Raw genomic sequence first — 13,601 nt, 5'->3', positions numbered from 1 at the left:
GTGAATTCTGGTGTTAACCGTTTTGGGCGTTTTTGTGCGTGGAGTTTAGTTACTGTATTGGTGTTATTAGCCATATTAGTGACCACGCTGCGCGTCACATTGCCGCAACTTAACCATTTCCAAGATGAGATCAAAACCTGGGTCAAGCAAGGCACAGGTTTTGACGTTTCTATTGCTAATGTCGCAGGGACGTGGCGCAATAATCATCCCTCAATCGCGTTACTGGGCTTAGAGGCAAATCTACCAAACGTGCAAGATGCACGCTTCGCTGTTGAAGAAGTCCAGATTGAGTTCGATCTTATTCAATCTCTTTTTCAACTTAAACCTGTAGTTGCAGACCTTACCATTCATAACCTCGCTTTAGATATTCACACTGTAGACATTCTGCCGACTTCTCATCGTCAAGATCCGAAGCCCGAAGTGGATAAGAGCGAAGTGAAACTCATTGACCAACTCGACTCACTTCTTTTACGTCAGTTCGAAGACTTCACTATTAGCGATTCACGGATTTGGTATAAGTCTGTGTCAGGTGAAACTCGCCGTTTAGATATCGAGCAGCTTCGTTGGAGCAATCAAGGGAAACGTCACGTAGCCGAAGGCACGGTTAGCATTGCCGATGTTCGCCTGAACTCATTATTAGTAAGCGCTAACTTTAAAGATCATGGCTCGTTGCGCGATGTATCTGGTGAGTTTTACGTGAGTGCTCAAGATGTCTCGGTCACACCTTGGCTGACCACTTACATGCAAGAAGAGTCAGGAGCAGAATCGGGTAAAGTCAGCTTAAATACTTGGCTGACGCTCAAACATAGCCAACCGCATGATGCTTATGTTGAATTGCTGCCTTCCGAGTTGGTGTGGAATGAAGATGGACATCATGAGCTGTTTATTGAGTCTGGAATTTTCAGTCTTCGACCAGATAAACAAGGCTGGAAAGTAAATGGCCACTCACTTCAGATCAGAACCGATAATACCCCTTGGCCAGAGCTAGACGTCGCGTTTGATTGGCAACCAAACGGCTGGATGCTTAATCTCTCTCAGCTCGACATCGAAGCACTCATTCCGCTCATCAAGCTGGCTCCAGAGTCAGAGTCGACCAGTGACCTTATTAACAAACTAGCACCGAAAGGTCGGGTCGAAGATGTCCGATTGTCAATGAACGGTGGTTTAGACACCTTACGCTACTCGGCTGAACTGGATGAACTCGCGATGACACAATGGGAGCTCCTACCCGGGTTTCATCACGTACAGGGCAGCGTATCGGGGGATGTGAATCAAGCTAAAGCAAAAGTCACCGTCATTGATGATGTCTTTCCGTACGGCGATGTATTCCAAGCTCCGCTGAATATCAAACAAGGTGAAGTCGATATTATCTGGCAGCAAGATGATGCGGGTTGGCGCTTGTGGGCGGATAAAGTGACGGCAGCAACGCCTGATCTTCAAGTCTTGGGGGCATTCCGTCTTGATTTTCCAAAAGAACAAAGCCCATTTTTATCGTTCTATGCCGAAGCGGATCTCTACAACGCGGGTGAAACATGGCGCTATCTACCGACTCTGGCACTTGGACAAGACTTGACCGACTATCTTTCGACCGCGATTCAGGGCGGAAAAGTGAATACAGCGAAATTGTTGTGGTATGGCGAGTTAGGTGATTTTCCTTACAAAGAACATAATGGCATGTTCCAAGCTTGGGTTGGATTAAAAGACGCAAAATTTAGCTTTGATACGGCATGGCCAACCATCACGGATTTGCAGCTAGACTTGCTGTTTGAAAATGATGCCATGTATTTGGATTCAAAATCAGCCACACTAAATGGCGTTCATGCCAAGCGTATCACTGGGCGAATCCCTGAGTTGGCAGAAGGTGGGCACATTGAGATTGAAGCGAAAGCAAGCGCGCCGGGTAATGAAGTCCGTGACTACATGATGGCGACGCCATTAGTGGATTCAGTCGGTGCCGCATTGACAGCGCTGCAAGTGAGTGGTCCCGTTTACTCTGAGTTTCAACTCAATATACCGTTTGATTTTGAGAAAGAGTCTCGCGCTTGGGGTTATGCCGATTTAACAGAAAATCGTGTTGATATTGAAGCGCCGCCAATGACGCTTGAAAACGCCACAGGGCGTATCACCTTCGACAATGATGTGGTTACCACATCGGGTTTGTCGGCCGAATTATTACAACAGCCTATCTCTCTTGATTTCCATGGAGAGAGTGCGGAGCAAGGCTACAACGTGACAATTAATACACTAGGAGATTGGGATGTCGAGCCTCTCAAACCCTATGTCGGTGAGCGTTGGTTAAACCTTGTTTCTGGCCATGCGCCGTGGCAAATGGACATTGACTTGCAACTCAATGATGTTGGTTTCACTTATCAGCTTGAAGTGCTGGCGCAGCTAAATCGTCTGGCTAGTCAATATCCTTATCCTTTAGCGAAACAAATTGGCGAGTCTGGGCAAGCGAAACTGCAAGCATCCGGCAACCAAGAGAGTATTTCAGCAAGACTACAGATCCCAAATGTGAAGTATCAAACTGAGATAGATATCGCTGGCGATGTCCCGGTTCTGACTGCGACTCATTTAATGGTTGGCAAAGGTGGCTTCCGGATTAGTCCTATTGTCGGGCACGATGCTTCGGTGCGTGTCGAAGAACTGAATTTAGACCAATGGGCTGAGCTTGCGCAGGTCTCTGAGAGCAAGCCTTCATCGTCTGTTTTGGCAAGCATGAAAACGCCGACCATTCCATTGCCGACACGCATTGAAGTTGAAACGCCAAACTTACAGCTCGGTGGGATTGAGTTTCATGATGTGGATTTTTCAGCAAGCAAGAAAAATTTGAGTTGGCAACTCGATGTGGACAGTCAAGAGGTTAAAGGGAAAGCTAACTATCTGAAACCCTATGATCTATCGGTCTCTTTAGAGCACTTGCATCTCTACATCCCAGGGTTTGAAGAGATGACCAAAGAGCGCAGCTCAATCTTTGCGAGTGAAGATCAAAACGCACCTTTGATTACCAATTTTGACCGCAAGTTTCACGCTGAGATGCCAAACTTAACTTTGAACATTGATGATTTTTGGCTGCAAGGCTACAAAGTGGGCAAAGTGAATGTTGATTTGCAGCGTCGCGAGAACCGCTTGGAGTGGAAAAATATCACCTTTAGTAGCGGCAAAAACCGCATTGATATGAGTGGTTGGTGGGACCTGACGAAAGAGAGTAGTCATTCCAAATTAACCATGAAAATGAAAGGTGATAACAACACCGATCTTATGGAGCGCTTTGGTATTACATCAGGCATTCAACAAGCACCATTTGAGATCAATGCCAATATGGAATGGGACGGCGCACCTTGGTCAATGAAGACACAAACCTTGCAAGGAAACGTCTCAACGGAATTTGGTAAAGGCGTGATCAGTGAAGTTAGTGGTGCGGCACGCTTGTTAGGCTTGTTTAGCTTGGATTCTATCATCCGTAAGATGCAGCTCGACTTTACCGACGTATTCGATAAAGGCATGGCATTCAACTCGATCACGGGAACGGGCAAAATCCAAGACGGTGTGTTTATCACCAATGATATCGTAATGGATGCGTTAGCAGGGGAAATGCAAATCCGCGGCATCGCTAATATGAACAGCAGAATGGTTGATGCGGAAGTGAAATTCACACCAGACATCACATCAGGCCTACCAATGCTGACCGCGTTTGCCGTTGCGCCTCAAACTGCTTTGTATGTCTTGGCCATCTCTACGGTGATATCTCCGGTGGTTGAGGTCTTCACTCAAGTCAATTATGAAGTGAAAGGCCCACTAGATTCACCAACGGTGAAAGAAATTTCGCGAAGTAAAGGTGAATACAAGCTGCCAGAAAAACTGCGTGAACAGGCCAAATAACTCACCGAATATAATGGAATAGGGAGGAAACACATGGAACGTGTTGGCATTATTCAAATGACTTCGGGTCCGGATATTAACGCGAATTTGGACTTCATTGAAAAACAGTGTGCTTTAGCGAGCAAGCAAGGTGCCAAACTTGTTCTTACTCCTGAAAATACAGTGCTATTTTCCAGTCGCGAAGCTTATCATCAACATGCAGAGCCACTTGGCAGTGGCATGATTCAACAGCGGCTCTGTGAAATCGCTAGAAAGAACCAGTTAACGCTAATTGTCGGAAGCATGCCCATTCAAACCGCAAAAGGTGTCACCACCACAACACTTGTATTGCCGCCGCACGGTAAATGCATTGCTCACTATGACAAACTGCATATGTTTGATGTCGACGTAGCCGATGGTTATGGTAGTTATCGTGAGTCGGATACGTTTATGGCGGGTAATCAAATAGTCGTTGCGGAAACTGATATCGGCAGTGTTGGATTGAGTATTTGTTATGATTTACGTTTCCCAGAACTTTATAAAGTATTGCGTCAAGAAGGGGCGGATATCATTGTGGTGCCCGCTGCGTTTACCGCTGTGACGGGGCAAGCTCACTGGGAAGTATTATTGCGAGCTAGAGCGATTGAGACACAATGTTGGATTTTGGCAAGCGGACAAACTGGAACGCATCCATGTGGACGAAAAACATGGGGACACTCAATGGTCGTTGACCCTTGGGGACGTATCCATAAACAGCTTCAGGATGAAGTAGGTTTATTGGTGACTGAGATAGATTTGTCACAAAGCCAACAAGTAAGGCAGAATATGCCGCTGACTCAACACAGTCGCTTTCAAAATGAATTGAGACGGAAATAAAAGAGCTAACTATGAGCACAAACCAAATAGAACAGGCACTCCTTGCCCCAAATGGTCTGACAGAACAAGACATTGCTGACACGCTTGCCAGCATTGCGACGCGCCAGATCGATTATGCGGACATTTACTTTCAGTCCAGCTGGCATGAGTCTCTGGTTCTAGAAGACAGCATCATCAAAGATGGCTCTTTTAACATTGATTGTGGTGTTGGTGTCCGTGCAGTAACTGGCGAGAAAACCGGCTTTGCCTACTCTGATCAAATCCAGCCTGAAGGCCTGAAGCAGAGTGCAATGGCGGCGCGCGGTATTGCTCAGCAAGGGCAGAATGGTAAAGTCCAAGCGTTTAAACGCACCGAAAACCAAGCGTACTACGCCGCTGTGAATCCACTAGCTGAATGGGAAAAGCAGCAAAAAACAGAATTGCTCAAATCTCTAGATGCTTACATCCGCACTAAAGAACCATTGATTAAAGAGGTCTCGATCAGCATCAGCGGTGTGCATGAGCAGATGCTTGTTGCGGCAACAGACGGTACTTATGCAGGCGATATTCGTCCTTTGGTGCGTTTGTCTATTAGTGTGCTTGCACAAAAAGGTGAACGACGTGAACGCGGTAGCGCTGGTGGTGGCGGCCGTTTCGGTTACGATTTCTTTTTAACGGAAAGCAATGGTGTGAAACAAGCTTTTCATTACGCAGACGAAGCGATTCGCATGGCGTTAATCAACCTTGAAGCAGAAGCAGCACCAGCTGGCATGATGCCAGTGGTATTGGGTTCTGGCTGGCCTGGCGTATTGCTACACGAAGCGGTAGGTCATGGCCTAGAAGGTGACTTTAACCGCAAAGAGTCGTCAGTGTTCTCTGGAAAAATGGGTCAACAAGTGACGTCTTCACTATGTACCATCGTCGATGATGGCACGTTAAAAGACCTTCGTGGTTCATTGAATGTGGATGATGAAGGGGTAAACGGCCAGTACAACACGCTTATCGAAAATGGTGTGCTGAAAGGTTACATGCAAGACAAGCTAAACGCGCGGTTAATGGGTGTGAACCCAACAGGTAATGGTCGTCGTGAATCGTATGCACACTTGCCAATGCCTCGTATGACCAACACCTACATGCTTCCAGGTGAACATACGCCAGAAGAAATTATCTCGACGGTCGAGAAAGGGTTGTATGCGCCAAACTTTGGTGGCGGCCAGGTGGACATTACTTCGGGTAAGTTTGTGTTCTCTGCATCCGAAGCATACTTGATTGAAAACGGTAAAATTACGCGCCCTGTTAAAGGTGCGACGTTGATTGGCTCAGGTATCGAAGCAATGCAGCAAGTGTCTATGGTCGGTAACGACTTAAGTATCGACAAGGGCGTTGGCGTATGTGGTAAAGCAGGTCAAAGTGTGCCGGTTGGTGTTGGTCAGCCGACCTTGAAGCTGGACTCACTGACAGTGGGTGGCACGGAGTAACTCAGTCGAATCGTTATAAAAAGAGCGCTCATTAGGCGCTCTTTTGCTTTGTGAGTCGGTGTCAATTACAGGTTTTCTTCAGCAAATTCCGCCAAGCGGCTACGAACCACGCCGTTGAGGTGAATATTTGCGCTGCCTTCAAAGTTCTTGAAGCGCTCAACCATGTACGTCAATCCTGATGTCACTGGGGTGAGGTAATGAGAGTCAATCTGCGCCAAGTTACCGGAGCAGACGATTTTGGTTCCTTCGCCACAGCGGGTAATGATGGTTTTGATTTGTGATGCAGTGAGGTTTTGACACTCATCAAGCAGTACAAACGCATTTTGAATCGAACGGCCACGCATAAAGTTGATCGATTTAAATTGAATGTTGGCTTTATCGCAGATGTACTTCAATGAGCCTTCAGTGCAGTGATCGTGTTTATGTAGCGCTTCCAAGGTATCGGTCACCGCCGCTAACCACGGCATCATTTTCTCCTCTTCGGAGCCGGGTAAGAAGCCGATGGATTCACCGATATCTGGCGTGTTACGTGTTACGATAATTTTATCGAACATGCTTTTTTCAATTGTTTGCTCCAATGCTGCTGCCATTGCCAGTAATGTCTTACCACTACCCGCCGCACCCGTTAGAATCACCAAGTCAATTTCTGGATCGAGTAAGGCATCTAACGCCATTCCCTGGTAGATATTTTTAGGTGTGATGTCCCAAGCCTTACGATGCATTAGACGTTCGCGGCTCAGGTCGAGAAGCGTTAGCTTGTCTTCATTGATGGTTTCTACGCGACCAGCAAAGTCACTGTCTTCATCAATAACGTATTGGTTGATAAAGGTTGGGTCGAAGGGTTCGCGACTGAGTTTGTGGTAAGTTTTTCCGCCCAGTGCATAGCTTTCTACTTCCTCAATACCGCTCCAGAAATCACCTTCACGTAATTGAAAGCCTTTGGTTAGGTATTGAATGTCGTCAATCAGTTGGTCGGTTCTATAGTCCTCAACAAAGCGTACACCAGCCCCTTTGGCTCGCAGACGCATGTTGATGTCTTTCGTGATCAGTACCACTTCACGTGGTGCACGTTTATTTTGCAGATAAAGCACCGCGTTGAGAATACGGTTGTCACCGGCTTTGTCGGCGAAGGCTTTGACGGTTTCCTGCAGTTCAAAATCCGCCAAAATGGAAATAGTACCCTGGTCGGGGTTGTCTTTAGAAACAGGAATGCCTTCAGAGATTTCATCTGGCGTTGCTTCTTTAAACAAATCTTCCAAGGTGCGAATAGCCACGCGCGCATCTCTTGCAACGTCGCGCTTACTGTCTTTGATTCGGTCGAGTTCTTCCAACACGGTCATGGGGATAACGACATCGTGTTCTTGGAAAGAGAAGATGGCAAAGGGTTCATGAAGAAGAATGTTGGTATCGAGTACAAACAGTTTCCGATCGGTATCGCCCATAGCGTCTCCTTGCCGTAGTACGGCTCTGCATGCGAGTTGTTAGGTCGTTTCCAAATAGGTGTGAAGTGACCTAACTCTGATTGCTTGCAATAGAGGTTGTCGGGCTGATGTCGGCTAGTGTGCAACCGAGTAGCAAGACAACTTACTGCAAACCCGTGTTGATCCTAATCGTGTACTAACGCGCTTAAATCATATGCAATGGTTTTAAACGCCCCTCATTAGAAGTATACGTAATATTTACGTTCTACAACTTAATAATTGGCATGAGTATTTTACAATTTGATTGCATTTAGAGTTTGGGAAAAAAAGTTTCTGCTTGGTGCGGTTTCGGCGTGACCTAAATCACAGCTTCAAGTAAGATTAGCGACCTTTTTCTGCGTATAGGCTACGTCCGATTTATCATGTTGAGCTGGCTTAAAAAATACTCAGTTCATACTGAAATGACGAATGCTATCGGCATAGCAGAAGCCAGAATCAGATCTAAACTATTATCCATGCCCACGGGCATGAGTAGACCAACAAGAAATACGAATCAAGAACTAATAACGAGGTAGTCAATTCATGACATTTGCTTTGGGGCAGCGCTGGATTAGCGATACGGAAAGCGATTTAGGTTTAGGTACCGTTGTAGCAATGGATGCTCGTACTGTGACATTGATGTTTGCAGCGTCAGAGGAAAACCGAGTTTACGCACGTAACGATGCACCTGTTACCCGAGTCACCTTTAATGTTGGGGATGTCATCGATTGCCAAGAAGGTTGGTCTCTAAAAGTAGAAGAAGTACTGGAAGATGAAGGTCTTTACACCTATTTCGGTACTCGTGAAGACACGCAAGAAACCGCTGTTGTTCTGCGTGAGATTTTCCTTAGCAACCAAATTCGTTTTAACAAACCTCAAGATAAGTTGTACGCCGGTCAAATCGACCGTATGGACAACTTTGTTCTGCGTTACCGTGCGCTAACCAACCAGTTTGAGCAGCATAAGAGCCCAATGCGTGGCCTATGTGGTATGCGTGCAGGTTTGATCCCTCATCAGCTTTACATCGCGCACGAAGTTGGCCGTCGTCACGCGCCACGCGTCTTGTTGGCGGATGAGGTAGGTTTGGGTAAAACCATCGAAGCGGGCATGATCATCCACCAACAAGTTCTGTCTGGTCGTGCCGAACGCATTTTGATTGTGGTGCCTGAAACACTGCAGCATCAATGGCTGGTTGAGATGATGCGTCGTTTCAATCTGCATTTCTCTATCTTTGACGAAGAGCGCTGTATCGAAGCGTTTGCGGATGCAGAAAACCCATTTGATACTCAGCAATATGTGCTGTGTTCTTTGGATTTCCTACGCAAGAGCCGCAAGCGTTTTGAACAAGCACTGGAAGGTGAATGGGACCTACTGGTTGTCGATGAAGCGCATCACCTTGAATGGAGCCAAGATAAACCGAGCCGTGAATACCAAGTGGTAGAAGGCTTGGCTGAACGTACTCCAGGTGTGTTGCTACTGACTGCAACGCCAGAGCAGCTTGGTCGTGAGAGTCACTTTGCTCGTCTGCGTTTGTTGGATCCAGACCGCTTCTATGATTACGAAGCGTTCGTTGAGGAAGAAGAGCAATACGCGCCCGTAGCAGATGCGATTACTTCACTCTTTTCCGGTGAAAAGCTACCTAATGAAGCAAAAAACCAGATCACTGAGTTGTTGTCTGAACAAGACGTAGAACCACTTTTCCGTATTATCGAAAGTGAAGCGGACGAAGAAGCTAAAGCGTCGGCACGCCAAGAGCTGATCGATAACTTGATGGATCGTCATGGTACAGGGCGTGTTCTGTTCCGTAACACGCGCGCGGCCATCAAAGGCTTCCCTAAGCGTAACGTGCATCTGATGCCAATGGATATTCCACCGCAATACACTACATCAATGCGTGTTGCTGGAATGATTGGCGGTAAGATGAGTTCTGAAGCACGTGCGATGAAGAACCTTTACCCGGAAGAAATTTTCCAAGAATTTGAAGGCGATGACGCGAGCTGGTGGCAGTTTGACTCGCGTGTGAATTGGTTGCTTGAAAAAGTAAAAGAGAAGCGCAGCGAGAAAATCCTCGTGATTGCTTCTCGTGCGAGTACCGCGCTGCAATTGGAGCAAGCACTGCGTGAGCGTGAAGGTATCCGCGCCACTGTTTTCCACGAAGGTATGTCGATTCTTGAACGTGATAAAGCGGCGGCTTACTTTGCGCAAGAAGAAGGTGGAGCACAAGTTCTTATCTGTAGCGAAATCGGCTCTGAAGGTCGTAACTTCCAGTTTGCCAACCAACTTGTCATGTTCGACTTGCCATTTAACCCAGACTTGCTTGAGCAACGTATTGGTCGTTTGGACCGTATCGGTCAAAATCGCGATATCGACATTCATGTTCCTTACCTGAAAGGCACATCGCAAGCGATCCTAGCACGTTGGTTCGATGAAGGCCTGAACGCTTTTTCGGAAACCTGCCCAACAGGCCGTGCTGTTTACGATAAGTACTCCGATGATCTGATTGAAATTCTTGCCTCTGGTGATACCAGCACGCTAGATGAGATCATTGAAGCGTCAGCAAAAATGAATAAAGAGCTGAAATCCCAATTGGAGCAAGGCCGTGATCGCCTATTAGAAATGCATTCGAATGGCGGAGAAAAAGCACAACAAATCGTTGAGAAAATTGAATCAACTGACGGCGATACCAATCTGGTCACCTTCGCACTTTCTCTTTTTGACACGATTGGCTTGAATCAAGACGATAAAGGTGAAAACGCCCTGATTGTGACCCCATCTGAGCACATGATGGTGCCAAGCTACCCAGGTCTGCCATACGAAGGAGCGACGATCACGTTTGATCGTGATACAGCGTTATCTCGTGAAGATATGCACTTTATCAGTTGGGAACACCCAATGATCCAGGGTGGTATCGATCTTCTTATGAGTGAAGGGGTGGGGACGTCTGCGGTATCTCTATTGAAAAACAAAGCGTTACCAGTCGGGACTATTCTTCTTGAGTTGATTTACGCGGTAGATGCGCAAGCGCCAAAACGCAGTGGTATCGCGCGCTTCTTACCGAAAACGCCAATCCGTTTAATGATGGACTCGCGTGGTAATGATTTGTCTGCTCAAGTGGAGTTTGAAAGCTTTAACCGCCAGCTCAGCCCTGTAAACCGTCACTTAGGTAGCAAGTTGGTTACGTCGGTACAGAAAGATGTACACCGCTTAATTGAAGCCGGTGATGTTCTTATTGAAGAGAAGGTTGAAGAAGTACGCAAACAAGCTCATCAAGATATGCAGCACAGTTTGAATGCAGAGCTTGAGCGTTTGCAAGCACTGAAAGCGGTGAACCCAAATATTCGTGACGAAGAAATTGAAGCTATCGACGCACAAATTAAAGAGCTCACTGGTTACATCAACCAAGCTCAGGTTCAGCTCGACTCGCTGCGTTTGATTGTGGTGAGCCACAACTAAGTAAGTATTTATTGCTCATTAAAAAGGTCTTCAGTTGAAGACCTTTTTCTTTATTTACGGTTTAGTTTCTTTATGCGGAATGCATTAATCACTGATAGCTACCTCATTTACATCAACCACTTCCACCAGATAAACACAGCCAAGAAGCCAAACAAGTAAATCAGGCCCGCAATCGATAACCACTTTAGTTTAGGTCCAACAGCCAAAGGCTCCGGTAACTCAGTTTTGCTCACTAAGGTGTAATTTAGCAGAGCAAAGAATGGCGTGGTCATAAAGGCGAGGATCATCGCAAAGTTCAGCATAGGCAATAACGCAGAAGCCCAGAAAACCACAATACCCAATGCAAGTAAGGAGACTACCAGCATGATCGCTGAAGTGGTTTGAGGGTTAGTGTCTGGTTGCGAGCGCAGTAGGCGTTGAGAATCCGAAATAACGCGCGAATAGCCATCAATAACGGTAATCGTGCTGCCAAAGATACAGAAAAACGCAATTACCGCGATTAAGTAACGAGACCATTCGCCAATCGTTGCCGCATATAAGCCAACCAATTGGTGGGAGAAGCCAACGCCAGAGCTTTCAAGCGCAACGCCAGAACCATAAAGCATCAAAGAGCCTAGCGATACAAAGATAATGGCAAGAAACGCCGTGCCAATATAACCGACATTAAAGTCAAATAGAGCAGAGCGGTATGTTACTTCTTGCTGGCTTGATTGGCGTTTTAGCCATGCTGAGGTTAAACAGGAGATCTCTATCGGTGCAGGCATCCACCCCATTGTCACAACGATAAAACCAATAGCCGCAATAGACCAAGGTGACGGCGGCTCGAAGTTGGCCACTTGTTCAACAGGGTTACCAAAGGCGATAGAAACAGCGAGTAAAGTCGCGATGGTTAACACCGACATGATCACTTTAGATAGCGTATCGAGCGCTTTGTAATGGCCAGCAAATAATATGATCAGGCAGGTGACAATCACAATGATGCTGAGTGATGCCATTGATAGTGAAAACGGAATGAAGTAGCCCAGCAAGCTAGCGCTAAACATCAACAAAGCGGCGGTATTGATGACGGCCGATACCACGCTCAGAAATAGAAATAGCCATAGATAAGGCCGACCTAATTTCGCGTAGCCCTCAACCAAGGTCAGCCCTGTCCCCATGGTGTACTGTACGCCCGCTCGGAAAAAAGGGTATTTAAACAGGTTTACGAGCAGAATCAGTGCAGCCAATTGCCAACCATAAATCGCACCAGCCTTGGTTGATGCCACGAGGTGAGAGCCACCGACCGCAGCAGATGCCATTAATATGCCGGGGCCTAGCGAACGAAAAAATAAGGAAAGTTTGGATTGGGGTTTATCTATAACGGCGGAGTCCATTGCTTATTGTCCTTTTTATCTTATGTATCTTTCTAAAGAGATACATACCGCAGTACATGACAAGCTGAGCGATCGCCCTATACTGCGCAACGGTAATGTCTTTTAAATGCTGTGTTTTGATGTATTTATTTTAAGTATTCTTTGCGAATATCATGCTGTGTGCATCTAGCACTCTATTCAGTTATGCGTCTTGTTGTCAAACTAAATTTACAACGTGCTATTTTTAGTTTTTATGCTAAAGGATTGACTTTGTTTTATTGGGTTGAACTTTTCTTCAGAATCCTGCATCTGGGTGCTATTTGGGTATATAATCGCGGCGTTTTTATTTTGTAGAGATCTCCCATGGCAATGCTTGAATATACCCCTCCCACCGACCCTTGGGTTGATATCGTTTTTGAGGATGACGACATTCTGGCAGTGAATAAGCCATCAGGGCTGCTGTCTGTCCCTGGTCGCCTTGCAGAGCATTACGACAGCATGTGGAGCCGCCTCAAAGAGTTGCATCCAGAAATTCAAGTTGTGCATCGCTTGGATATGTCGACATCAGGGTTGATGTTGCTGGCGAAAAACAAACCCGCGGAGCGAGCATTAAAAAAGCAGTTCCAATATCGCCTCACTCACAAGGTGTATTACGCACGTGTTTGGGGGCATGTTGAGTCGCAAGAAGGGAATATTGATCTTCCATTAAATTGTGATTGGCCAAATCGTCCACGACAAAAAGTATGTTTTGACGACGGCAAACCATCTCAAACTTTATTCCAAGTAGTGAAGCGTGAAGTGCACCCTGATGGCACCCATACGACCGTTGTGCGGTTACTCCCCATTACTGGTCGATCGCATCAGTTACGCGTGCATTTGATGGCGATTGGTCATGCGATTGTGGGTGATGAGTTTTATGCAAGCGAAGAGGCGTATCAGTTTTCAGAACGTTTAGAGTTGCACGCTGCGGAGCTAAGTTTTTATCATCCAGCTACGGATCAGCTGAGCAGTATTTTTGTACCCTGTGACTTTTATTCTGAAGCCGAGGCGATGATCTTTAACTATTTTTCGCCAGAGCGTACATTGCCTGATTATAAAACGTTGCCACACCCTTAATGCCAATTGTACTCAACAGCGGTTCT

The 13,601-nt window shown here is 46.4% G+C and carries 7 protein-coding genes; 5 read left to right on the top strand and 2 right to left on the bottom strand.

Translation table 11 applies throughout. The features are described from left to right. From R7E38_RS17640 to tldD, 3 genes are read left to right on the top strand one after another with little or no spacing between them, the layout of a single operon-like run. A complete protein-coding gene (locus R7E38_RS17640; protein WP_318081938.1) occupies positions 1-3,882 on the top strand; it encodes a YhdP family protein in 3,882 nt (1,293 codons plus the stop codon). 33 nt (positions 3,883-3,915) lie between these two features. Beyond that, positions 3,916-4,737, top strand: a complete 822-nt coding sequence (locus R7E38_RS17635) for a carbon-nitrogen hydrolase family protein (RefSeq protein ID WP_005388437.1) — start codon at positions 3,916-3,918, stop codon at positions 4,735-4,737. 11 nt (positions 4,738-4,748) lie between these two features. Continuing rightward, on the top strand, positions 4,749-6,194 hold the full coding sequence (gene tldD / locus R7E38_RS17630) for a metalloprotease TldD (RefSeq protein ID WP_005381134.1): 1,446 nt from the start codon (positions 4,749-4,751) through the stop codon (positions 6,192-6,194). A gap of 65 nt (positions 6,195-6,259) precedes the next feature. Here tldD and R7E38_RS17625 read toward each other — a convergent pair whose 3' ends face one another. Further along, positions 6,260-7,636 (bottom strand): PhoH family protein, encoded by a 1,377-nt coding sequence (locus R7E38_RS17625; protein WP_005381133.1) that lies wholly within the window; start codon positions 7,634-7,636, stop codon positions 6,260-6,262. Between the two features lie 561 nt (positions 7,637-8,197). Here R7E38_RS17625 and rapA point away from each other — a divergent pair. Further along, positions 8,198-11,107 carry an RNA polymerase-associated protein RapA gene (rapA, locus tag R7E38_RS17620; RefSeq protein ID WP_213917297.1) on the top strand — a complete coding sequence of 970 codons (2,910 nt, stop codon included), beginning with the start codon at positions 8,198-8,200 and terminating at the stop codon, positions 11,105-11,107. A 107-nt stretch (positions 11,108-11,214) separates the two neighbouring features. Here the strand turns inward: rapA and R7E38_RS17615 are convergent, their stop codons facing one another. Beyond that, positions 11,215-12,480 carry an NRAMP family divalent metal transporter gene (locus R7E38_RS17615; protein WP_226084021.1) on the bottom strand — a complete coding sequence of 422 codons (1,266 nt, stop codon included), beginning with the start codon at positions 12,478-12,480 and terminating at the stop codon, positions 11,215-11,217. Positions 12,481-12,822: 342 nt separating this feature from the next. On the opposite strand from R7E38_RS17615, the gene R7E38_RS17610 reads away from it, so the two are divergent. Next, positions 12,823-13,575, top strand: coding sequence for a pseudouridine synthase (locus tag R7E38_RS17610; RefSeq protein ID WP_053303451.1), 753 nt, complete (start codon positions 12,823-12,825; stop codon positions 13,573-13,575). Positions 13,576-13,601: the final 26 nt, after the last annotated feature.

Origin of the sequence: Vibrio sp. Vb2131 (assembly GCF_033338535.1) — a bacterium.
Classification (GTDB): domain Bacteria; phylum Pseudomonadota; class Gammaproteobacteria; order Enterobacterales; family Vibrionaceae; genus Vibrio; species Vibrio alginolyticus.
Note: the sequence above shows the minus strand (reverse complement) of the source record. Positions and strands in the feature narration are given on the sequence as shown.